The sequence below is a fragment of the Armatimonadota bacterium genome (assembly GCA_016223145.1).
GTDB lineage: Bacteria > Armatimonadota > Fimbriimonadia > Fimbriimonadales > Fimbriimonadaceae > Nitrosymbiomonas.
In genome coordinates this window covers 101514-124922 of the sequence record JACRPN010000001.1, presented here as the reverse complement: position 1 = coordinate 124922, position 23409 = coordinate 101514, and the positions used below count along the sequence as shown (strand labels likewise).

General features: G+C 60.8%; 19 protein-coding genes. 9 read left to right on the top strand and 10 right to left on the bottom strand.

Annotated features, from left to right (window positions below; genetic code table 11):
* Positions 1–9: 9 nt before the first annotated feature.
* The 4 genes from HZC36_00505 to HZC36_00490 all read left to right on the top strand — a co-directional run bounded on the left by HZC36_00505 (position 10) and on the right by HZC36_00490 (position 4754).
* The gene (locus tag HZC36_00505; GenBank protein ID MBI5705453.1) at positions 10–591 is read left to right on the top strand and encodes a transposase; all 582 of its coding nucleotides are present in this window, start codon (positions 10–12) and stop codon (positions 589–591) included.
* 610 nt (positions 592–1201) lie between these two features.
* Positions 1202–2317 carry an alcohol dehydrogenase catalytic domain-containing protein gene (locus HZC36_00500; protein ID MBI5705452.1) on the top strand — a complete coding sequence of 372 codons (1116 nt, stop codon included), beginning with the start codon at positions 1202–1204 and terminating at the stop codon, positions 2315–2317.
* Between the two features lie 193 nt (positions 2318–2510).
* On the top strand, positions 2511–3521 hold the full coding sequence (locus HZC36_00495) for a pyridoxal-phosphate dependent enzyme (GenBank protein ID MBI5705451.1): 1011 nt from the start codon (positions 2511–2513) through the stop codon (positions 3519–3521).
* 123 nt (positions 3522–3644) lie between these two features.
* The gene (locus tag HZC36_00490) at positions 3645–4754 is read left to right on the top strand and encodes a hypothetical protein (GenBank protein ID MBI5705450.1); all 1110 of its coding nucleotides are present in this window, start codon (positions 3645–3647) and stop codon (positions 4752–4754) included.
* A gap of 297 nt (positions 4755–5051) precedes the next feature.
* Here the strand turns inward: HZC36_00490 and HZC36_00485 are convergent, their stop codons facing one another.
* The 3 genes from HZC36_00485 to HZC36_00475 are packed head-to-tail and all read right to left on the bottom strand — an operon-like array spanning position 5052 to position 7427.
* On the bottom strand, positions 5052–5600 hold the full coding sequence (locus HZC36_00485; protein ID MBI5705449.1) for a DUF2752 domain-containing protein: 549 nt from the start codon (positions 5598–5600) through the stop codon (positions 5052–5054).
* On the bottom strand, positions 5587–6456 hold the full coding sequence (gene truB / locus HZC36_00480) for a tRNA pseudouridine(55) synthase TruB (protein MBI5705448.1): 870 nt from the start codon (positions 6454–6456) through the stop codon (positions 5587–5589). Before truB ends, HZC36_00485 begins: the two co-directional genes overlap by 14 nt.
* Positions 6438–7427, bottom strand: coding sequence for a bifunctional oligoribonuclease/PAP phosphatase NrnA (locus HZC36_00475; protein ID MBI5705447.1), 990 nt, complete (start codon positions 7425–7427; stop codon positions 6438–6440). Before HZC36_00475 ends, truB begins: the two co-directional genes overlap by 19 nt.
* A 277-nt stretch (positions 7428–7704) precedes the next feature.
* Between HZC36_00475 and HZC36_00470 the strand changes: the two genes are divergently transcribed.
* The 4 genes from HZC36_00470 to HZC36_00455 all read left to right on the top strand — a co-directional run bounded on the left by HZC36_00470 (position 7705) and on the right by HZC36_00455 (position 12864).
* Positions 7705–8100: a cytochrome P460 family protein gene (locus tag HZC36_00470; protein ID MBI5705446.1), complete on the top strand. Its 396-nt coding sequence runs from the start codon at positions 7705–7707 to the stop codon at positions 8098–8100.
* A 15-nt stretch (positions 8101–8115) separates the two neighbouring features.
* Positions 8116–9837: a urocanate hydratase gene (gene hutU, locus HZC36_00465; GenBank protein ID MBI5705445.1), complete on the top strand. Its 1722-nt coding sequence runs from the start codon at positions 8116–8118 to the stop codon at positions 9835–9837.
* 297 nt (positions 9838–10134) lie between these two features.
* Positions 10135–11460: a hypothetical protein gene (locus HZC36_00460; GenBank protein ID MBI5705444.1), complete on the top strand. Its 1326-nt coding sequence runs from the start codon at positions 10135–10137 to the stop codon at positions 11458–11460.
* 276 nt (positions 11461–11736) lie between these two features.
* Positions 11737–12864, top strand: coding sequence for a hypothetical protein (locus HZC36_00455; GenBank protein ID MBI5705443.1), 1128 nt, complete (start codon positions 11737–11739; stop codon positions 12862–12864).
* Positions 12865–12877: 13 nt separating this feature from the next.
* On the opposite strand, the gene HZC36_00450 is transcribed toward HZC36_00455, so the two are convergent.
* From HZC36_00450 to nadA, 5 genes are all read right to left on the bottom strand, one after another.
* Complete coding sequence (locus HZC36_00450; protein ID MBI5705442.1) at positions 12878–14128, bottom strand: 1-acyl-sn-glycerol-3-phosphate acyltransferase; 1251 nt, start codon at positions 14126–14128, stop codon at positions 12878–12880.
* A 122-nt stretch (positions 14129–14250) separates the two neighbouring features.
* Positions 14251–14898 (bottom strand): peroxiredoxin, encoded by a 648-nt coding sequence (locus tag HZC36_00445; protein ID MBI5705441.1) that lies wholly within the window; start codon positions 14896–14898, stop codon positions 14251–14253.
* 45 nt (positions 14899–14943) lie between these two features.
* Positions 14944–16629 carry a glutamate formimidoyltransferase gene (ftcD, locus tag HZC36_00440; GenBank protein ID MBI5705440.1) on the bottom strand — a complete coding sequence of 562 codons (1686 nt, stop codon included), beginning with the start codon at positions 16627–16629 and terminating at the stop codon, positions 14944–14946.
* 105 nt (positions 16630–16734) lie between these two features.
* Positions 16735–17340 carry a PEP-CTERM sorting domain-containing protein gene (locus tag HZC36_00435; GenBank protein MBI5705439.1) on the bottom strand — a complete coding sequence of 202 codons (606 nt, stop codon included), beginning with the start codon at positions 17338–17340 and terminating at the stop codon, positions 16735–16737.
* A 138-nt stretch (positions 17341–17478) separates the two neighbouring features.
* Complete coding sequence (gene nadA, locus HZC36_00430) at positions 17479–18618, bottom strand: quinolinate synthase NadA (protein ID MBI5705438.1); 1140 nt, start codon at positions 18616–18618, stop codon at positions 17479–17481.
* Between the two features lie 293 nt (positions 18619–18911).
* Between nadA and HZC36_00425 the strand changes: the two genes are divergently transcribed.
* Positions 18912–19817 carry a cysteine synthase family protein gene (locus HZC36_00425; protein MBI5705437.1) on the top strand — a complete coding sequence of 302 codons (906 nt, stop codon included), beginning with the start codon at positions 18912–18914 and terminating at the stop codon, positions 19815–19817.
* A gap of 23 nt (positions 19818–19840) precedes the next feature.
* Here the strand turns inward: HZC36_00425 and HZC36_00420 are convergent, their stop codons facing one another.
* Both HZC36_00420 and HZC36_00415 read right to left on the bottom strand, forming a co-directional pair.
* Positions 19841–20317 (bottom strand): hypothetical protein, encoded by a 477-nt coding sequence (locus HZC36_00420; GenBank protein MBI5705436.1) that lies wholly within the window; start codon positions 20315–20317, stop codon positions 19841–19843.
* 106 nt (positions 20318–20423) lie between these two features.
* The gene (locus HZC36_00415) at positions 20424–22970 is read right to left on the bottom strand and encodes a hypothetical protein (GenBank protein MBI5705435.1); all 2547 of its coding nucleotides are present in this window, start codon (positions 22968–22970) and stop codon (positions 20424–20426) included.
* Positions 22971–23409 lie beyond the last annotated feature (439 nt).

The window sequence follows — 23409 nt, the reverse complement described above, 5'->3', positions numbered from 1 at the left end:
TGCTCCTTGATGAGAAAGCAACATCCAGCCGTGGTGAGAGAGCTTGGCCAGAGGGTGGACTGGAACGAACCTCGGCATGCCCACGAGCTCACTCTTTCCTGCTTCAAGAGACTTCCATTGATCCAGCACGACGAGGTCCGAAGGACTATGCTCGATGTGCTGGATGAGGTCAGGAGTGAGTTTGACCTTCAAGTCTGGGCCTACGTGTTGATGCCGGAGCACCTGCATCTACTGCTCAAGCCGAATCAGGAGTCCTATTCGATCGAGAGAATACGTTCGAGCTTCAGGCAGAAGTCTGCTTTCCGGGCCCTTTCCTGGCTTCGGCAGAACGACACTTCCATGCTGCACGAGCTTCGAATCGTGGAGAAAGCCAGGGTTGGGGCCCGGTTCTGGCAGGAGGGCAAGGGCTACGACCGGAATCTGTGGAGCTCGAACTCCACCTATGCCTGCATCGCCTACATCCATGGCAACCCAGTTGCCAGAGGGCTCTGTGAGAGGCCGGACGAATGGCCCTGGTCTTCCTACCGATTCTACGAGTGCCTCCCTCCGTGGCCGTTCGAGGTGGACAGGTGCCCGGTTGAAACCATTTGAGGCCGTTTCGCTAGGAGCATTCAGTATGATTGGGTTGTGTGCAGTTTGGGAGATTACTCCAAGAGCATCCCGATTATCGGGAAGGCACCCCGTTCCAGGAGTTGAAGGTATCCCCACCCGGAGGGTGGCTTGCCGGATGGCACCCAGGGCCCATAGATCTCTGTTAAGGGTAAGGGATTCGGCATTTACACTCAGCAAGGAAAGATCATTACATTTGGGTACAAGTATTTGAGCCAAGAAGCGGACCTTCGTGCAGCCATTGCCGAGGCCTCGGGGCCTTCCCCGGAGATGCCTGAATCAGAGGCGTTTGAGTACTTGTGCTGTCGGATACTGGAGTTTCAGGCTGGGTTGGTGGGCCTTTCTGAGAGAGCGCTCCGCGGCGAGTTCATCGACACTGCAATGTATGATCCTGCCGAGCTCAAAATTCAGTTTCTCGGGTTGCCTTCGATGGAACTTTCAGGGCGCGATCGGGCGCTGATCAGGGGATGGGCCGATGAGCTCAGCTCAGTAGAGTCGCTATGGGGCGTGCTTCGCACAGCGCCTGAAAGGTGAATCTCGCTTTCAAGAACAAGGCGTGCCTGGGGACGTTGCCTGTGCCCATAATACGCCCATGGCAACACAGGGCAAGGCCGTTCTGCTCGAGACTCCCGGCGCTCCCGCCGTCGTGCGCGACATCACCATTGATTCCCCAGGGCCGAACGAGGTCCTGATCCGCTTGGCCGCCAGCGGCGTCTGCCACACGGACCTCACCGTGAAGATGCTGAACGGCAACGGGATGCAGTTCCCCATCGTGCTGGGCCACGAGGGCGCGGGCTGGGTCGAAGAGGTCGGCGAGGGCGTGACGACGCTGGAGAAGGGCGACCCCGTGGTCATCGCCTACCGCGCCCCCTGCGAAAAGTGCCCCGCCTGCCTGCGCGGCGACCCCCGGCGCTGCTATATGGCGTTGCGCCCGGGACCCCGCATCAAGCGCGCCAATGACGGCGCGCAGTGCAGCCAGGTCCTGCGCTGCGGCACCTTCGCCACGCACACGGTGGTGCACGCCAAGGCCGCCATCAAGATGCCCAAGGACATGCCCCTCGACCGCGCCTGCCTGATCGCCTGCGGCGTGGTCACCGGGGTCGGCGCGACCCTGAACACCACGCCCGTTTTTCGCGGCTCGCGGGTGGCCGTCATCGGCTGCGGCGGTGTGGGACTCTCGGTGATCCAGGGCGCGAAGCTGGCCGGCGCGAGGCAGATCATCGGCGTGGACGTGAACCCGGTCAAGCTCGGCTGGGCCAGGGACTTTGGGGCGACGCACCTGGTGAACGCCAAAGAGGGTGACGCGGTCGCGCAGGTCCGAGCGCTTACCGACGACGGTTGGGACGGCGGCGTGGAGTTCGCCTTCGAGGCCACGGGCGTTCCGCTTTGCACCGAGCAGGCGATCAAGATGCTCTCCTACGGCGGCACGGCGACCACCATCGGCTTCCCGGCCGCGGCGGACGCGGTGAACCTGAACCTGGGCGACATGGCGACCGGCGTGTATTGGAACAAGGCGGGCCTGAGGGTCTGCCACGCAGGCGACACCCTGCCCTCGTTCGATTTCCCGCTTCTGGCGGACCTCTACCTGAAGAAGCAGCTCGAACTGGACCGCATGGTCACGCAGAGGATCACGCTGAACGACGTGGAGGACGCCTTCCACCTGATGGAAACGGGGGACGTGATTCGGTCGGTGATTGTGATGGAGTGAGGGAGGAAGCGATTCGCGATACGCGATGGAAGGCAGGCAGCCGACCGACCTGTGCCGCAGCACTTGGCACCAACAAGACAAGGCAAACCGCGCCAAGCACTATTAAGCATTTCCCATCGCGCATCGCTCATCGCGCTTCGCGCTTCTCGCCTCTCGCCTCTCGCTTCTCGCTTCTCCCAGTAAACTCCCCCCAATGCCCCATCCGCTTCGAACTGACCTCCCCAGAGTCGACCTGATCCAGAAGCCGACCCCGCTTCACCGGCTCCCCAAGCTCTCCGAAGACTTTGGGCTGGACCTCTGGATCAAGCGCGACGACCTGACCGGCTTTGCTCTTGGGGGCAACAAGGGCCGGAAGCTGGAGTTTTTGATCGGCGATGCGCTCGCCAAGGGGGTCGAGGTCATCGTCGCGCAGGGCGCGGCGCAGTCCAACTTCATTCGGCAGCTTGGCGCGGCCTGCGCGATCCACGGCATCCGCTGCGCGGCGGCGGCGATGCATCTGCCTTATTTCGGGGCGGCAGGACGGCCCATGCAGCAGGCCCTGACCCATTCCGGCGGCAACATGCTGATCGACGAGCTGCTGGGAGTCGACCTTCGCATCTATGCCGATGGCGATTGGGAGCAACTTGATGCCCACGCCGAAGCGATCGCCGAGGAATACCGCAAGAGGGGCCTCGAGGTCTGGAAGCTCGCCCCCGGCGGGTCTTCCCCGCTCTCGGCTTACGCCTTCTATCTCGCGGCCATCGAGGCCGAACAACAAGCCGGCAGCTTCGATGTGATCATCACTCCCAGCAGCAGCGGAAGTACCCACGCCGGGCTGGCCTATTTCCACCATGGAACCCCAACGAAGGTCATCGGCATCTGCGCCGACACCGATCCCGATATGGAGCTCGCCGAGGACGTTTGGGATCTCTGCCGAGGCTTGGACCTGCTCCTCGGCCAGAGCAAGGCCATGCAACCCTCCGACATCGACATGCGCATGGAGTTCGCCGGCGCGGGCTATTCCATTCCTAGCCCTGAGGGCAACTTCGCCATCGGCCAAATGGCGCGGCTAGAAGGTGTGTTTCTGGATCCGGTCTATTCCGGCAAAGCGTTTGCAGGGCTCGTCGCGCTTGCTCGAAAGGGCGAGCTCAAGGGCCGCGTGCTCTTCTGGCACACGGGCGGCATGCCAACCCTCTTTGCGATGGCCATGTTTGGAGGCCGGTAAGGCCACAGAGCACCATGTAGCAATCACGTACATTTGCCGGGACAGTGTACGACACTGCCCTGCATAATAGGAACTGCGAATGGTGTCCCAATGGTGACACCTGCCAATCGTTGGAGGAGGACAGTGTTTTTCAACGCCAGCTTCAAACGCATCGTTTCAGTAGCTCTCGCACTGACGACAGTTGTAGGCATATCAATAGCTTCTAGTCGCTACAGTGTAACATATTTTGGACTTCGCGCTTCCTCGGCAACGGGCATCTCAGATAACGGGCATGTCGCAATTACCGGCATGACCACGCAGGGGGGGATAAGGTGGCATGCCTACCACTACTTTGGCGGAACAACAACCGATATTGGTGGACTTGGCACCAGGAGCACAGTTGCTCGCGCCGTAAACTCCTCGGGACAGGTCGTTGGCGTTTCTGACGTGAACGCAAATATCCGTCATGCCTACGTCTACCAAAACGGGACAGTCATCGATTTAGGGACGCTTGGTGGAGAGGATAGCTGGGCTGAAGCCATCAATGAGGCAGGTCACATTGTTGGTTACGCTCAGACTTGGCCGTGGACCTCGTCCCACGCTTTCCTCTATGCCAATGGGGTGATGACCGATCTTGGAAGCTTTGTGACCAACGATAGTAGCTGGGCAAATGACATCAACAACGTTGGCCAAGTGGTAGGGAGTTCAATTACGAGTTCAGGTGGTGAACACGCATTTATATGGAAGGCGGGAGTCATGGTTGACATAGGGACTCTGGGTGGCTCCGGTTCTGAGGCGACTGCCATCAATGACCTTGGGCATGTGGTTGGGACTGCAAGCGTTGCCGGCTCCGACACGCGTCACCCCTTCATTTACAAGAACGGACTAATGACCGATATTGGGCTGCAATATCCTGGTGTGCCTACGTATGCTGAAGACATTAACGACTCGGGACAGATCGTTGGATGGTCTTGGGATGGATGGAGCGTCGGCGGCGCCTTTCTGTTCGAGAATGGGGCAATGGCAAACATCGACGAGTTACTTGACGCCCCATCATCTGGCTGGCATATTTCGGAGGCGTTGGCGATCAATAACAACGGCACAATTGTAGGTTCTGGAAACAACGCGAGTTTAGGGCTGTCTGGTGCTGTAATGCTGACTCCTGTACCGGAGCCTTCGGTGGCAGCAGTATTGACATGTGGGATATGGCTACTCAAGAGTCGAAGAATCCACAGTCGCAGGAAAGGCAATTAATAAGCTTCTTCAATACCTGCTCTTCATGGCTGAACTGACATGGAGCCTGTGGGTGCTTAGGAACTGCACCGCCAAGGACGAATAGTTGCTTGCACTTGTCATCAGTTACCCTCGAAGTTTCCGGGCAAAGAGCCAGCGGCTCCGGATTGGCAGCATGCACTAGGTGATTGGCACCGATAGCCCTATCCAGAATCTAGTGCACGCTCCAACCTCGGCGTCAAATGTGATCCAGCATTAAACTTAGGTTTCTGGCAAACCCGGGCGCTACAAGAGCCGAAGACAACTGTTGGCTAGTATCTATCGCCGTATCGCCCCTGCTCGTTCGGTGCCCTGCGTCGCCGGTAACCCCGCCGAAATCGGTCCAGAAAGTGCAAACCGGGCGATCCCATAGGCAACGTAAAGGGACACCAACGCCACGAGCGCCCAGTTCCCAAGTGCCGTGATCTCGATTCGACGGACCCGTATCCAGCCCCAGAAGGCCAGCAGCGCCGACGCCGTGAAGAGACCATACAGCACGGGGCCGAAGGGATGCGCGACGAACGCCCCCGCCAGGTTTAGGTGGACCGTCGCCGAGAAACTCGTGGTCAGGCCGCACGCAAGACATGGCTTGTTCCAAAGCAGCACCGACGGGCAGGGCGGCAGCCCGAGTTGGGTGTGGGTCCCGTGCCCGCTGGGGTCCGGATGCAGCGCCAGCGAGACGAGGCTCAGGACCAGCCAAATGACAAACCAGGACAATTGCCCCGCGATGCGCCGCCGCGTGATGCCGTGGCTGATCGACACCAGGGACCAGCGGCCCACCCTTGGCCGTTCATCAAGCAGGATTGGGGGCGGTTCAGCCAGCGCCATGATCCACTTCTGAGGGTAGAACGCATTCCGGCTGCAACTGGTTGCCCGCGACGCAGGCCACGCCGATCACGGCGTCCCCATGCTTCAGGGCGCACAACCTTGAGTTCGGCGGGCGGGGCACCCCGATGCGCTGTCCCTGCCGGATGGCCAGCGCTTGATGCTCGTTCAGATTCACCACGGGCATGGGGTGCAGCGCCAGTTCCAGGGGAATCAGGCGTGACGTCTCAGCCTGGTCTGGCGGAACGGCGTCAGCGAGCCGGAATACCCCACACTCCGTGCGCACCAGTGCAGAAAGGTATCCCCCACAGCCCAGCCGCTGCCCGACGTCGTGAACCAGAGTGCGTACATAGGTGCCTCCAGAACAACTGACTTTCAGCTTGGCGTTTGGGGACGCCGCTTCATGGAGAATGATCTCATCGATGTGTACCGAACGCTTCTCGCGCTCGATCTCTTCGCCCTTGCGCGCGTAGTGATAAAGCGCCTTGCCCTTCACCTTCACGGCGCTGTACATCGGTGGGACCTGCTCAACCAGACCGGTGAAATCGGGCAACACCTCGCAGAGCGCCTTCTCCAAATCGTCCGGGACGGGCTTCTCTTCGCCGAATTCGCCCTCCGCGTCCTGAGTGCTCGATTCCCGCCCGAAGGTCGCCTCTGCCTCATAGACCTTGGGCTCAAGGCTCAGATATTGGAGAAACCTCGTTGCCGGGCCGACTGCGATCACCAGCAAGCCCGTGCCTAGTGGGTCTAGCGTTCCGGCATGGCCAACCCGCTTGGTAGAGAAGCGGCGGCGCACCATGTTCACCACGTCGTGGGAGCTCACGCCCTTGGGTTTGTCGATCAGGAGTATGCCAAGCATTGTTTTAGCCGAGGAACGACGGATTGGACGACGTCCTCGATATCGGCGTCAAAACTGATTCCAGCTGCGTTCTTGTGGCCACCCCCGCCAAATTCGCGGGCGATCTCGGCGACGTCCACCACGCCCATCGACCTAAGGCTCACGCGAACCTTGCCCTCGCGCGGCTCGCGAAACAGCGCGGCAAGCTTGACAGTTCGGATGCCTAGCAATTCATTGACAAAGCCTTCGGTTTCTTCGTCTTTGGCCTCCGTGGCCTCGAAGTCCTCGCGATGCAGTGCTGCCCACGCGAGCTTCCCATGCGAGTCCACCTGCATCTTTGCCAGTAGGATGCCTAGCAATCTAAGCGTTGACAGGGGCTTGCGATGGAATACTTCCTCGGCGATTTGGTTGATGTCGCCGCCAAGCTCCACAAGGTGGCCGGCTATGTCGAGCGACTCGGGGGTGGTGTTCGGAAAGCGGAAGCTGCCCGTATCGGTAACGATGCCCGTGAGGAGGCACTTGGCCATGTCGGGCGTGATCTCAGCCTTCAGGTCGTGCAGAAGCCGGTAGAGAATGACGGCGGTGGCGGGCACACGTTCATCGACGATGCGAAGGTCGCCGGGCTTGTGGTGGGGCACATGATGGTCGATGACCACCGTCTTGGGACAGGCAGCAAACGTCTCTTCCAGCGAGCCCAAGCGCTCTGGTGAGTCCATGTCCACCAGAACCGCCAAGCCGAAATTGCCGCCCTCTGGGGCCTGGCGGACCCTTTCGATGCCGGGCAGAAACCTGAGATTGTCAGGCGGTGCGTGGTGGCAGAGCAACTCGTTTCGAACGCCCAAACGGTCCAGATAGAGAGATAACGCAAGGGCAGACCCTAGGGTGTCGCCATCCGGATTCAGATGCGATCCAATGAGCACCCCGTTTGCAGAGGAAACCATCTTCGCGAACTGGTCCGCGAGGTCACTATTTAGGTTCGAACGATCAATCACAATGCGCCAAAGGGCCTCTCAGTGTACACGAATTGAGCTCGAAGCCCCGTTGGAACCGAAGCGCGTCGCCCCGACGTTTCGAGATGCAAGGGGTTGTCCTATGCGCGTCACAGCCGGAATCGCCGTCGTTCTTGCATCATCGACTGCACTCGCAATGATCTGGCCCCAGGGGAGACAGGAACCAAACAAGACCCCGAACTTGGCCGCCTTCAAATCCTGGCGAAAGGTCAATGACAAACCCTATCCCATGACATCTGAGGCATGGACCCTCTGTCGAATGCCGACGCCTCGTGAGCTTCGCGCGGGCAGGTTCGCTGCCATAGCCAAACCCAAGACGGGCCCTCACGTGGACAAGTGGGTGACAGTTTGGGTGAACGACGAGGGCAAGGAGGCGATGCTCAAAGGATCGGCCTTCCCGGTGGGCAGCGCCATCGTTAAGGAGAAAACGGATGTCTATGGCTCGCACAGCAACTTCGCCACCGCCATGATCAAGCGGGAGCGAGGCTATAGCCCCGATTGCGGCGATTGGGAGTTCGCGACGCTGAGCCTTCCCGGGGCCAAGATCACCCAGCGCGGAAAGCTCTTGCCCTGTATGAACTGCCACAAAGCCCGCGCCAAAGAAGACTTCACCTTTCGCCCCTCTGTCGGCGGCTCCTCCAAACGAAAGGGATAGAGATACAATCCCAGCATGACTTCCACGCCGATTCGTGCCCCGCGCGGCACGCAACTCCGCTGCAAGGGCTGGCAGCAGGAGGCCGCCCTGCGCATGCTCATGAACAACCTAGACCCCGAGGTGGCCGAACGGCCCGATGACCTGATCGTCTACGGCGGGACGGGCAAAGCCGCGCGCAACTGGGATTGCTTCGCGGCGATCGTGCGGGCACTTGAGAACCTTGAAAACGACGAAACGCTGTTGGTTCAATCCGGCAAGCCGGTAGGGGTCTTCCAAACGCATCCCTATGCGCCGCGTGTCCTCATTGCGAACTCCAACCTCGTGGGCCACTGGTCGAATTGGGAGCACTTTCGCGACCTTGAAAGCAACGGACTGATGATGTACGGCCAGATGACCGCCGGCTCATGGATCTATATCGGCAGCCAGGGGATCGTGCAGGGGACCTTTGAGACGTTTGCGGCGGCTGGCCGAAAGCACTTTGGAGAAGGTCCGAGGTCCGAGGTCCGGGGCCGGGAGGACAGGGGCGAGGTCGCAGGTCATGGGTCGCAGGTCGCAGCTGGCGAGTTGGCCGGCCGGCTGATCGTGAGCGGCGGTATGGGCGGCATGGGCGGCGCCCAACCCCTCGCCGCAACCTTGAACGGTGCCAGGTTTTTGGGTATCGACGTGGATCCTTCTCGAATCGAGAAGCGATTGAAAAACGGCTACTGCGACAAGATCGCCTGGTCGCTCGATGAAGGTCTTTCACTTCTCGAAGATGCAAAGCGCTCGGGCGACGCCATCTCCGTAGGCCTTGTCGGCAACTGCGCCGACGTCCTACCAGAACTCGCCAGACGCGGTATCGTGCCCGACCTCTTGACCGACCAGACCAGCGCCCACGACCCTCTGAACGGCTACGTGCCGAGCGGCATGGCCCTCGAGGAAGCCGTCGCCCTGCGAAAGAGTGACCCCGATGCCTACGTAGAGAAGAGCCTGCAGACTATGGCGGCCCACGTTCGAGCGATGCTCGAACTCCAGAAGATGGGCGCCGTTACCTTCGACTACGGCAATAACATCCGCACCTTCGCCCACCAAGCCGGCGTCGAAAACGCCTATGATTTCCCCGGGTTCGTCCCTGAGTACATCCGGCCGATGTTCTGTGAAGGCCGCGGCCCATTCCGCTGGGTGGCCCTCTCCGGCGATCCCGAGGACATTCGCAAAACCGACCGTCTGGTGCTTGAGCTCTTCCCCCACGACGAGGTGCTCAAGCGCTGGATCACCCTGGCTGCGCACAAGATCCAGTTCCAGGGGCTGCCCGCGCGAATCTGCTGGCTGGGCTATGGTGAACGCGCCGAGTTCGGGCTGGCGATGAACGAAATGGTGCGCAAGGGCGAGCTCTCCGCGCCGATCGTCATTGGGCGCGACCATCTGGATTGCGGCTCTGTAGCATCGCCCTATCGCGAGACCGAAAGCATGAAGGATGGCAGCGATGCCGTGGCCGATTGGCCGCTCCTGAACGCGATGCTCAATACCGCCGCTGGTGCGAGCTGGGTCAGCCTTCACAACGGCGGAGGCGTGGGGATCGGCTACTCCCAGCACGCCGGCATGGTGGTCGTTGCAGACGGCACCCCCGAAATGGCGAAGCGGCTGGAGCGGGTTCTGACCTGTGATCCCGGCACCGGCGTCATGCGCCACGTGGACGCGGGGTATGAGGAAGCGGCGGAGTTTGCATCGGAGCATGGGGTGAAGATTCCGGGCTGATCTTCACGCATGGTGAACCTGACAGCCTTCCCCAGCCTGTGCAATTTCGTGTTTTGCCGTCGTTCGCCAGCAAATGGGTTGATGTCTGGCCGAATTGGCCAAGTAAGCCCGCCTTTGTCTTCGATCGCCTTCAATACTCTGAGAATTGGGTCCAGGGGCCGAACTGCCCTGGCGTGGTGATGCGAGCGTGCCATCAGAGCTGGTTCCGACTTCGTAGGACGCAAGTGATCTTGCCACCGTGCGATGCATCCTTCAAGAATGCCCTTTCGTAATGCTGGATAGAACCCCATGGGCGATATGCCAGATCGATCCGATGGCCAGATTCCGTTACTGGCCAAGCCACAAGTGACCGGGGCCTGGATAGCCGGCATCTTCTTTCTTGGGCTTGCCGTTCTGGCTCTCTATGGCGCCCTCTTTCCGTTCCCCGGCGACAAGAACTCATTGGGACCGTTTGGCTTTCTGTTTGGCACCTTCTTCCTCCTGATGGCCTCTGGCGCTCTGAACGAGATCATCCGATCTTCGGGTTGGGCGGTGAGGCTGGATGAGGATGCGCTGGTCATTTTCCGTCGCGGACGTGAAGGGAGCCGAATTCCATGGAGCACCCTGCGCGGGATGAAGTACCGTGGGCAGACCTTCTTCGGCCGCGACTACGCGCACATCGACCTTCTCGATGACGGTGGGCGAGTCTTGCTCACTGTTCCCGTGGTGCGCCAATCAAGGGCTGGGAAGTGGGAGAAGCTGGACCTCATCAAGAGGATCGAGGACCGGATGCCGCCCGACGCAAACCGCCTGCGCTGGCCGTGGGAGCGAGCGTCCGCGGCTCCTAAGCCTCCGAATGCAGGGCTCGCGAGGGTCTTCTTGTCGGTTGGAGTCATCCTGGGGCTGCCTTCCTTCTTTGCGCTGGCTTCGGTGTCCAAGAGTTTCAGAACCGATGTGCCTCCAATCTCGATCTTGCAGCCATTCGTGAGTATGAACGGCGTCCTGGTCCTTGGAGGCGTCACAAGCGTCGGTGCAATTCTGGGCTTTCTTGGGCTCGTTGGCTTGGCCAGGCTGAGGTGGCCCGGAGCGTTTGAAACCCGATATGGCGATGACACGAGACCCTACTTCGAGTTCATGGCGGCCAATGCTGGACGGCCCCTTGCCGTGCAGCTAGGACCTGGCAGAGCCTATCGCTATGCCGCTCCGAGACGCCATCAGGCCGAGGCAGATATGCTGGCAGGCACGATGATCCTCATGAACGCCATGTTAGGTGTCGGCGTCCTTACGATTGCGATCCTTTGGCCCGAAGCCAAAACACCCGCTGACGTCTGGGCCGGCTGGGCCACTGCTGCCATTGGGATCTTGATCGCTTGGTACTGCGAATGGGGTAGGCGCGCGGCGAACGGGCTGGCAAAGGACCTTGAATCTCGGTTCGTCGTTACGACTTCTTCCGTGATGGTCCACCGCAAGGATGGGACGGGCTTGCGGTGCGACCTGCCAAGGAAGTGGCCGAAACCCAAGCGCAGCCACAGCTCCTTTGGCAGCGTGCTGGGAAGGCTGAGAAGCGGAAAGGAGGTCGTCGTCGTTGATCCGAGATTCCTGGTGGAGGCGGACCGAAATTCACTCGATCGATCGGTGCCTTAAGGAGATGTCTGGTGGGCACGAGAACCGGGTAAGAACGGATCAACACCTTATGGAGAAGACCCACTGACGCGCTCTGAATTCAGAAGACTCCTCGCTGACGGCCATGGGAGAGCCGCGAAATGGCTCTATGACCATACCGATGCAGGCTTCGAGGACATCCTGCTTCAGGCCTGCCTTCAGAATCAACAATTCGACCGCCAGGTCGAAAGCGGTAAGGGCTGGTATCTGGCGAATTGCATCGCCTTCTCGCGTAACCCGCAGGTATACGTTCAAGCCTTGGTTCAGGCACTGGACGGCCGATGGCCCTGCCGTTCCCATGACCAACAAGTCTATGTGTTGGCAGAACTGGCGCACCGGGGCAACCGGGACGCACGGGAGGCCATCGAGTCTCGCTGGCGCCAATCCTTCAACCGTCGATCGATGGCGCTGGCGCAAGCCTGGGTGCAGATTTCGAGGGCAAACGGCTATCGCGAGGTTCTCGCCGAATTGGAGCGGCGTTGGCGGCGCAGAAGAACCGCGCACCCAAGCGCCTTTGGCGTTCACTACGCCGCGAATAGCACGATTGGGGAGAAGACAGCCCAGCGCATCCGAAGGACCTTCGCTCGCCGCTCGCCATGGCTCGCCAAAGCCGCCGACTTCCTGCCGGAGGAACCGCTCCAACCCGTCAAGGGCACGCGCGAGATCCAGATTGAGGAGGCGGAGAAGGAAGTGGTTTCCCTGGAAACCCTGCTCAGCTACCGCGAGCGATTCCCGAACTTCTCTAGCCCGCCCTATCGGCTCGTGCAGCACCTCAGCCAACAAGAGCTCATTCGCACGGCACACCTCGCCCTCGAAACGCCAGACCCCAACGAGGCAAGATTTCTGCTCCGTTGCTTTCGCCTGAAAACCCCCTTCCCCCTCGATCCAGGACTTCTCATGCCCCTTACTGCGCACGAGGACCCCAGGCTAAGGCATGCGGCGTTCTTGGTGCTAGAGAGTGTTGAGCACCCGGGCGTTCGCGCATTTGGTTTCGACTGCCTCGGGGACGACGCCCGCCGCGGCTACGCCTTCGGGATGTTCCGCCGGAACCTGCGAACGGGCGACAGCGCGGTCTTGTTGCCGCAGATGATAATGGTCAAGTCACGCTGGCACCGGCACATGATGGTCCTGGACATTCAAGATATTGGCAAGCACAATCCTGGACCTGAAACCGATCCGCTACTCCTTCAGGCTTTCGAGAGCAGCCCCTGTTCGTTCTGTCGCGAGCGCACAGCAGATATGCTCAGAAAACGCCGTAAATTGCCCGACAGCTACGCCCAGGAACTCCTCTTCGATGCGGACGACTCGGCTCCCGTTTGGGCCGCCCGCTTGTGTCGCAGACGAGGGCTACCCGTGCCTGACCTTCCAAAACCACCGCCTTGGTAGGCGCCCAGGGGGCCTACTTCCCCATCTCATCCAGCATCGCTTGAATGCTCGCCTCGACACGATCCGTTACCGCGTGAACGGCCTCGCGCTTGTTCTCTTTGAACTGCGTCCCGTATTCCCTCAGGTCGATTGGCTCCGGCAGACGGACAGAGCACTGCCGACGGCCCTTGATCATCCGACGGCCCAGTACCTCGCTCTCCAGCCGCCACAGGGTGTCGACCATGCGCTCCTGGGTTGGATTCTCGCCCACGTAGCCGTCGCGGACCGCAAGCCAGTTCGACAGGCGCTTGAGGTCGCGGATGAGCGGGCGGTTCCTGGTTGCCTCTTCCTCGACCAAGCGCGCGTGGTAGGTTGAATCAACCTTCGTGTCGTCCGGAACCACCCCGCTCAGCCGGTTCATGAGGCCGCGCATCTTGTCGGGCAGGGTCGGTCCCAGGCTCTCAGGATCAAGATGCAGGGCGTCGGCCACGCGCTCGACGATCTTGTTGCGTACGGCGTCGATTCTCGGATTCAGGTCATCGGACGACCCGTGCGGGAGGTCATAGGTTCGCTCGGCAGAGGTCAAGACCGCATCACCGATTCGCCTTAGGCGGGAGTACGTGTCCCCCGGGGGAGGTCCATCGAGGGACAAGTGCCGCTCCAGATGGTCCATAGACTCAACGATCTGGCGGCCCATATCCTGGGTGAAGCGGTACCGGATCGCGACGGGCTGCACGAAGAGCGGCAGAGCCGGCTGCACGTCGCCCATGTCGTCCATCGCCAGGAAGGCCAGTTGAAAAACGCCCGCCTGGAAGGGCAGCAGGCTGTCGTTCTGGCTGTAGACCTCCCCCTCGGGGAAGATCACGAGCGGTCCCATCGCCTGGCTCAAGATGCGACGGGTGGTCTTGAAGGACTCCCGATCCGGCGCGCCCCGAAGGATCGAATAGGCGCCGCAGCGTTGGAGCAGGAACCCGAGCAGCCCCCACGCCAGCCCAAAGCCCTCGCGGTTCGAGAGGTAATAGAAGGGACGTCCGACCGTTTTGGCCAGGTGAAACATCACGACCGGCTCGGCGTGGGTCGGATGGTTCGGTGTGATGAGCAGCCGCTCTGAGGTTAGGTGACGGAAGCGCTCAAGCTCATGCGGCTCATAATGGACCGACTCAATCCCAAAACCGCGCTTCAGGATGGTTGGCAGGAAGAGCTCGCACAGCCCAAGCCAAAGGGCGCTCCTTTTCGGGGGGCGGAAGGCAAGGCGCTTCTTGGGCCGCTCGGGCGGTTCGAGCATGCAAGGATATTAGCCTCTTGTTGTCCGGTTTCGATGGAGTTTCTGCGCGCTGAATAGCGCGGGGGCCCTGCTTCCCGTTTACAGTTGCGTCAAACGGGAAGCAGGGCGTTGAGATTCGCTGCCTATACGCCGGCTTTCTCGCGGGGCTGCTTGGTCACTCGAAGGTAGGGCTTGAGTGTCGTGAAGCCATCGGGGAACAGTTCTCTGGCGGCCTCATCGCTGACCGAGGGCAGGATGATCACGTCGTCGCCGTGGCTCCAGTTCACCGGCGTCGCGACCTTGTTCCTGTCCGTGAGCTGCAGCGCGTCGACCACCCGCAGGATCTCGTTGAAGTTGCGGCCGGTCGGTGCCGGGTAGGTGAGGGTCAGGCGCAGCTTTTTGTCCGGGTCGATGATGAACACCGAGCGCACGGTAAACACGTTGTCCGAGTTCGGGTGGATCATGCCATATAGGTTGGCGACCGTTCGGTCCTCATCGGCGAGCAGTGGGAAATTGAGCTTGACGCCCTGCGTGTCCTCGATGTCCTGGACCCAGCCCTGATGGCTCGCCAGGCTGTCGACGCTCAGGCCGATGACCTTGACGCCGCGCCGGTCGAATTCCGATTTGAGCCTCGCGACAGCGCCCAATTCGGTGGTGCACACGGGCGTGAAGTCTTTGGGGTGAGAGAAAAGGATCACCCAACCGCTGCCGGCATAGTCGTAGAAGTCGATCGGTCCGTCGGTCGATTGCTGCGTGAAGTTTGGGACGACGTCCCCTAGTTGAAGTGACATTGCTGGTCCTCCTTGAATGGACTCAAGGCAGGACAGTACCCGCCCTCAGAGTTTCTTTTCAACAGAGTCAAGAATGGTCGATTCGGCGGCAATCGCTTGCTTTTCGATCTGGCTTGCCTTGGCCGTGGCCTTGGCTACGAAAGCCTCATCTTTCAGCCCGGAGCAGTTGATCTTCACATTCAAGTGGGCCCCTCGAACGGCCGCGACCGCGCACAATGCCCCGACACCGGCATCGGATACGGAGTTCGGGTTGCCGGTCTCGGCCATTGCTCGAATGACCTCCATCGAGCGGTACGCCACCTCCATCGTTCGAAGCGGAACCTCGATGGCGCCCCTGGTCGCGCCCTGGATGGCAGCCGCGCGGGCGGCCTTCTCGTCCTCGGTGTCCTTAGGTAGGGAGAAGGCGGCCATGAGCGCATCGAATGCAGCGGTGTCTTCATCGACAAGGGCAAGCAGTTCCGTATAGCATTGCTTGCCTTTTTCTGCCCACTGCGAGAACTCCTCCCAGCGGTCGTCCCAACCTCGCTTGTGGGCTGAGAGGTTCGCGACCATGGTCCCGAGAGCGGCTCCGAGCGCGCCGAGCAGCGCTGAGACCGATCCACCGCCGGGCGCCGGGGACTCCGATGCGACCTTCTCGACGAAGGCCTTTGTGGACAGGTTCACAAGGGTGTGATTGGCTGTATCGACCATGGCGTACTCGATAATCCGCACCTGCGGATCGAATGGGCCCAGTTCATCCAGGCCCATAGACTTGATGGCGACCCGGACGAGTTCGGAGTCCGGTACGCCAACGGAGAGCTGCTGTTTGCGAAGGAAGTAGCGGCCTGCCTCCAGTATCGATTGAAGCGGGATCAGACCGACCAGTTCGGAGCCGGTTACGCGGATGCCACGAGCACCTGCCTTCTCGCAGCAGGTGTCGAATGCGACGTGGATCGGGGTTTCGCGGATGCTCGTTAAGTTCATGGAAACTTGGGCAAAGCCATATTCTTCGATGAACCAGCCGATGGCTTTGACCGACTTCAGCGCGCCCGGCTCGTGGACGGGATTGCCCTCAGAATCGCGCACGATCTCACCCGAAATCGGGTTGCCGATGCGCTTGACGCGGCCGCGTTCGCGCACGTCGAACGCGACGGAATTCGCGCGTCGCGTGCTCGTTGTGTTCAGGTTTACGTTGTAGGCGATGAGAAAATCCCGCGCGCCGACCGCCGACGCCCCGCTCCTCGGGTTGAACGCGGGCGGGCCGAAGTCAGGTCTCCATTCGGGCGTCTTCAGCTTCTCGGGCAGAGCCTCATATTCGCCCGAACGCACATACGAGAGGTCTTTCCGTACGGGCGACGTGGCCGCCTCGCCGTAGAGGTAGATCGTCAGGCCAAGCTCCTCGCCGAGCCGCTTCCCGAGCGCGCGGGCATACGCAGCGGTCTCTTCCATCGTGATTCCAGCGATCGGGACCAATGGGCAGACGTCCAGGGCGCCAAACCTTGGGTGCTCGCCATGGTGCCGGCTCATGTCGATGCGTTCGATGCCGGCCTTCGCCGCGCGGAACGCCGCTTCGCAAACGGCCACAGGCTCGCCGGCAAAAGTGAAGACCGTTCGGTTCGTCGAGGCGCCGGGGTCGACGTTGAGCAACTTGACCCCTTCGACCGAGCGAACGGCGTCGGCGATGGCTTCAATGGCCGCGTGGTCACGGCCTTCGCTGAAGTTGGGAACGCATTCGATGAGCGGCGTTGGCATCCGCCTGAGTTTAGCGTTTCTTGTCGCCGCCCAGAGTCCGGGAGCCCAAAATAGACAACGCCCTGGAGAAACCCCAGAGCGTTGCGCAGAAATGAGCGGAACCGATTACTTGCGGCGTCGGATCAGCGCGATCGCGCCGATACCAAGCGCAGCGAGAGCGGCGGGCTCCGGCACGGCTTCTACCGCGATGTTATCGAAGTAGATGTTCTGGTTGCCGCCAAGACCGACGCCACCGAACTTGATCGAGCGGATCGACGAGCCCGACGGAGCATAGATCGTCAGACCGGCGTAGTTCGGAAGACCGTAGGACGCGGGCCAGTTAAACGTGGTGGAGGCCACCATTCCGCCCGTGCCGTCCAGACCGGCATAGCCCTCGAGGTAGATCAGATCATCATCGGCGAAGTAGTCCCCCGATTGAATCTCGACCGCCGACAGGCTTTGGCTGAAGTTGGCGACCATGGGAGTGCGCCCACCCGTGTTGGGCAGCAGGGTGTGGGTCTTCCAAGTCAGAGGGCGCCCAAAGGACGTGATGTCCTGAACGTCGAAGGTCTCGCCACCCTGGGTGACGTCCATGGTGATGCCGTCTTTCGTGGACGTCAAAAAAGAGGTGCTACCGAGCGCCTGATCTTCAAAATCAAAAACGGTTAAGCCAAACGAAGGCAGGCTCGCGCAAACCAAGCCTGCACAAAGTGCAGTTTTAATTCGTATCATCCTTCTCTCCAAATAACGGCCGAACGGCCGAACCGACAAGGAGATGATACAGCAGTTCCAGAGACTTTAACCGCAACCTAACGGGGAATCGGCGCCGATCCGGTACAAATACGGGTCACATCGAACGAAGAGCGGGCCCTAGGCCAGTTGCAGCATGCGATCGAGTGCAACCTTGGCGGGCGCCTTGACCTCTTCTGGGACCATGATCTCGTTCACCACGATGCCTGAAACCAAGTTCTCCAGAGCCCACAGAAGGAACGAGGGGTGGATTCTGTACATGGTGGAGCAAGGGCAGACCTGGCTGTCCAGGCAGAAGACCGTTCGATCGCCGTGCTCCTTGGCTAGGCGCGAAACCAAGTTGATCTCTGTCCCTACGGCCCATACCGTTCCAGGGTCCGACGACGAGACGGTCTTGATGATGAACTCGGTGGAACCGGCGCAATCGGCTGCCTGCACCACGTCGAGCGGGCACTCCGGATGCACAATCACTTGCACTCCAGGATGCTCGGCGCGCGCCTTTTCGATCTGCGCGACGGTGAAGCGCTGGTGGACCGAGCAATGCCCTTTCCAAAGGATGAACTTCGCCCTTTTCAGCGTCTCCGGAGTATTTCCTCCGAGCGGCTTGAACGGGTCCCAGACGCACATGTCCTCGTTAGGATCGTAGCCCAGCTTGACGCCGGTATTCCGCCCCAGGTGCTGGTCTGGGAAGAAGAGCACCTTTCCGGCGTGCTCCAGAGCCCATTTCACGGCAGCCGGCGCGTTGGTGGAGGTACACACGGTTCCGCCTTGGTCTCCGACAAACGCCTTCAGTGTTGCAGCCGAGTTGATGTAGGTGATGGGGAGGATGGCTGGAGATTGTGAGAATGGTGAGAGTTGTTCCGGACGATTCTCACCACTCTCACCATTCTCACCTATCACAGAGTGCAGTTCTCTCCAGCACTTCCTCACCTGAAAGATGTTCGCCATATCCGCCATCGAGCAACCGGCGGCAAGGTTGGGTAGGATCACGCGCTTGTCGGTCAGGATGTCGGCGCTTTCGGCCATAAAGTGCACGCCGCAGAACACGATGAACTCCGCTTCAGGATGCCTCTGGGCGTCCTTGCACAGTTTGTAGCTGTCCCCTCGGAAGTCGGCGTGCTCGATGATCTCGTCGCGCTGGTAGTGGTGGCCCAGGATCACCAGGCGGCTGCCCATAGCCCGTTTCGCGGCCTGGATGCGGGTCCGAGTCTCCTCGGGTGAGAGGTTCTGATATTCGGGGGGTAGCGGAGCTTGGTGCATAGCGCTGAAGGATCCGGCTGTTCGGTTTCTGCCGCCCGCCTCATGGTACTAGAGGACAAACCGGGCGCAAAGGGTCTCGATCTGCAGTCCTTAACGGACGGGGATGTTGCAGGTCGAACCCTATTCCTTCATACGTTCGAGGCTGCGTAAGGTTGGCAAAGCTTGACGAAAGTGTATAGCTTGCGACCTTTGGACCCGCAGAGCCCTAGAATAGAGATATGAGCGACCTGATGCAGTCCGGTACGTCGCTGTCCGGCTGCGGCCTTCCCTGTCCCCGTCACGTTCCCATTTGCATGAGGCCCGCCGACCTGCTCGATGGGGTCGGCTACACGCCGGTCATCAAGCTTCGCGAGGCGAGCAAGGAAACCGGTTGCTCGATCTTCGCCAAGAGCGAGTTTCAGAATCCGGGCGGCAGCATCAAGGATAGCATTGCGGCATTCATCATCAGCCAAGCCGAGAAGCACGGCGAGCTTCGTCCCGGAATGACCATTCTTGAAGTCACCAGCGGCAACACCGGCATCGCGCTGAGCATGGTCGGCGCGCGCAAGGGCTACAAGGTTCGAATCATGATGCCCAAGACCGTGAGCCAGGAGCGCCGCGCGATGATCCAGGGGTTTGGCGCAGAGCTTGAACTTATCGACCAGCTCACCGACATTTTGGCGGCGGTTCACGAGACGCGAGAACGGGCCAAGAAGGACACCAACCTCTTCCTGCCGAGCCAGTTCTCCAACCCGAACAACCCCCTCTGCCATGAAACGACCACTGGCCCCGAAATCCTGGCGCAGGTGCCCGGAACGATCGATGCGTTCGTGATGGGCGTCGGTACAGGGGGCACGCTGATGGGGGTTGGCAGGGCACTCAGAAAGGAAAGCCCGTCGGTGCGTGTCGTGGCGGTCGAAGCGGACGAATCGGCGGTGCTTTCCGGCGATCCTCCGGGGCACCACGGCATCCAGGGGCTGGCGGATGGGTTCATTCCGGACGTCGTGAACGTCTCAGAGATCGATCAGGTGGTGCGTATCAAAACCGCCGAAGCCATTGAGGAATCGCACCGAATCACGCGCACTGAGGGGTTGCTTGTGGGCATTTCCTCCGGCGCCAATGTACTCGGGGCCAAAGCGGTTGCTCAGGCTCTGGGGCCGGGGCATACGATCGTCACGATGCTCCCAGATCGTGGAGAGCGCTACCTGAGCATGGGGTAGTCCTTTTGGGGCCCGGTGACTTGTCACCGCTTTCGACCAGCGGACTTGTCAGCACCGGTATCTGCCCCTCGAAGGTCCCTGATTCGAGGGTAAAGGAGGAAACCGATCGACAAGGCAAAAACCACCCACGGCTCAAAAGTAGCCGGGAGTACGGCAGTCGCAAGTCCGGAGGCAAAAAGGCAGCCGATGGCTCGACTCGTCCACACCTTTCCCGCCACGAGCCCGTAGAGGGAGGCCAGACCCCAGGTCGCAAGGACCGTGTACTCGATAAACCCCAAGAGCTGAGTCGAGTTCTGACTATGCCCGGAATACCGCGAACCGTTGCCAGTCTGTTGAGCGATCAAGAACAGTCCAAGTGCCCCAAGGCAATAAAGCAGACACCCCGAGACGCTTAAGAAGTCGTCGAACTTCTTGCTGGTGACCTGAACCGAGGAAAGGCGGCTGAAAAGCCCTGGGGTGTTTCGCTTCGCAGGGTTGGTCTTTGGTGGCTTGAGGTTCACGGGCTTTCATCCCTTCCTACAGGGAATGGCGAAGTGCCGTTGCACCGTAACCTCACGGGCATTCCCTGGACCCAACGTACCATTCATGGCCCGTTACTTCTCGCCTCTAGTACCGCCCTACGATGCGGTATTCGCCTTTAAGGATCTTCGGAAGGTGGATTCGATCCCCCGTCAGAACCTTCGCCGCCTTGCCGTTGACCGTTGCCGACTTAAGCGGACGGCCGCTGCCGGACCGGAGCCGCATCAACACCTCCTTTGGCTGCACGGCGATCGCCTTCGCGGACAAGCTCACGCTGACGGATGATCCTCCTCTCGCAACAGTCACGTCCAGGTCCACCTTCCCCCCGAAAGCCGTTCCCATGTCCTTGACGCCAAGCTTCGCGCCCGGCTTCAGCCATTCTCGCGGCATCGCCTGAAGCAGGAAAAGCGACTGCGCGGAGCCGTCGTAGCCGCCGGTCTCATTGACGAACATCCGCCTAATGGTCTGCCAGCGCTCGCTGTCTCCCGGCGCGCAACTCGGGACGCCGTCCAGCGATTCCACCCCCACCTTCCAATCTTTGTGCACCGCCACGGCCAGGTTGTTGAAGAGGAACTCAAAGAACTTCGGGAGGTCGTCCAGGGCCAGGAACAGGTGCCCCGCGACCGGCCACATGGTCTCGTACTCCACGTAGTGCCGCCACAGCCAATGGCGCGGCGCATTGGGGTCGGAGATCTTGCCCCAGTTGATGTCGGCGATATCCGGATGTTGGATGTGTGCGCTGAAGTAAGGTCCCTCGCCCTTCGGCATTCCCTCTTCGAGGAACTTGAGCGATAGATCGACCAGCGAGTGCTGAGGGTCGAGCGCACCCATTGCGGCTGCACGAACGGGCCCATAGCCGGTGTAGGTCCAGTCAATCTTGCGCCAATCGAGCTCCGAAACCATCCGCGGGACGAAGTCAAGGTACGAGCCGTCCTCCCTGAGCATCTGTTCCGCTGCCGCGGTTGCGTCAGAGTAACGGTGAGCAAGAGCTTCGCGGTAGTCGGCCAGCTCCTTGGCCATCCCATCAGCGCGCGAATGCTTAATCTCGCGCAGAAGGCGCACGACCTCCGTCATGCCGTAGATGCACCAGGCGTCGTTGAAGATCGTGCTCCCTGCCAGCCAATCATGGGCTGAAGCAGGCGGGAGCAAGCCGTAATGGGCCGGTCTCTGGGCATAGAAGTCGTGCATCGTTCTCTTGCGCTGCACGCTCACCCAATCGAACGCCTTGATCATCGCCTCCAAAGGGGAGCGCGGACCGAGCGGATTGGAAATGGGCGTCTTCAGCCACTTGGCGTCACGGGTGATCCGGTAGTGCTGCGCCAGCGCCCACATGCCCAGGCCGTGGCTGATGAGCAGCGGGTTGGCGGTCCACTCCCCGAAGTTGCCCAGGAACCCGTCCACCTTGGCGTAGCCCTCGCCCTCGAGCGCCTCGCCGTGGCCCATTCCCCGCTTGTCCAGGCCGCGAATGTCGTCGGTCTGATTCTTGATGAACCCGGCCAAGACCTTCTCATTAAGCTTCGTCAGGCCGCGGTAATCGAGCGTTGGCAGCGCTTTGGCGGCGTTGCAAGGCCAGTAGCCCTCGTAGTGGTTGGGGCTGGTCTTGTACATCCAGGTGTCGGTGGAGTTGCGATAGGCCACCTGCTGAGCCATTTGTCCCGGGACGGCGGCGATGTAGTCGTTGATCCAGGGGTCCGGGACGGTGATCTGCCCGGTGTGAGAGTGCGTAAGGGCCGTGGACCAGGCGTCGTAAGCCACTGCAAAGCTTGCGTCGGCGTCCTTCGCAAGCAGGCCCTCGGCACGCGACTTGTCGAGCAAGCCGTAGGGGATCGCCAGGTGCAGCGTGCCGCCGGTATTGGCTTCGAGCGGCACGCGCCATTCAAGCACCCCAAACGCCGGCCCCTTCGCCCCCACGACGGAGTCAACCCTTTCGTGCCAGGTCAACTCACCCTCGGACGGCTTCTCAACCGCGAACCTCACCTGGTCTCCGATCATCCCAAAACGGCCGTCGAAGCGTATCGGAAGGCCGGGCGCGAGTTGGACGTCCTGCTCGCACTTGTAGCCGAACCGGACCTTGCTGGTATCTCCAAAGTGAATCCACACGCGCGCGGACTTCGGCCCCATGCCGAGCATGGGCGCTGCCTTGAGACGTGCGTCGGCCACCAGCACATCCTGCGAGCTCCTCCATTCGCGGCCGCTGAGAAGCCTCGCACTCACCGTTTCCTGCCAGATGACGTCGCCTTGCCGGAAGCTCAAGAGGGGGATGGGCAGGCTCTTGCCGACGAGGCTTCGCTGAAGCGCACGGTTCCCGGTGCCCTTTCGATCGGGCAGGGTCATTTTCTCTCCATACCCAAAGCTGACATGCATCGGGCTCGCATGATGGAGCTTCATTTCCTCCTGCATGACCTTTAGGCTAAGGAAGTCCAGCGGACCGAACACCAGCGCCCCGTCCCACATGACACCGGTCTGAAACTCGAACCCAGGCACGCCGACGTGTTGGACCGGCCGGACCATCGGCGACCATTCTGTGCGGGCCCGAGCCAAGGTCCATTCGTCGTCATTGGCGGCTGGATTCGCAGTCAGCGAGCAGAAGGCCAAGAGCATCGTCGTCACCATATGAAGCACCGACGATTCCATTCGACGGCCAGAGCTTAAGGACCTCCAAAACAGTAACGGCCGCTCACGGGAAAGCCCACTAAGAAGCTCACCTCTTCTGCCGCCTGCCTCAGCGTATAGGGGGCTTTGCTCTGGGCAGTTGGTGCTGCTTTGGGGGTGCGGCGACCTGGCGCCGCTATGGGGGCTTTGCATTCTTTTTGCCCCTATGGGAGCGAGAGACAGTCCCAAAGGGTCGACCTGTTGAAGCGAAGGGCGTCAGCCCTGATGGCCCTCCAACGTCGAGGTATCCGTGTTCAGGCCCAACGGGCATACCAGTTGAAGCAAAGGCGCCAGCCCTGGGAAGAGGTCGGCCCGGTGGGCCTGCGTCAACCCCCAAGCGAACGTTGGATGCAGCGGTCACTCCCAAAGCGGCGCCAAGTCGCCCCGCTCCAGATCAGAACGGGAAGTCTCCAAAGCACTG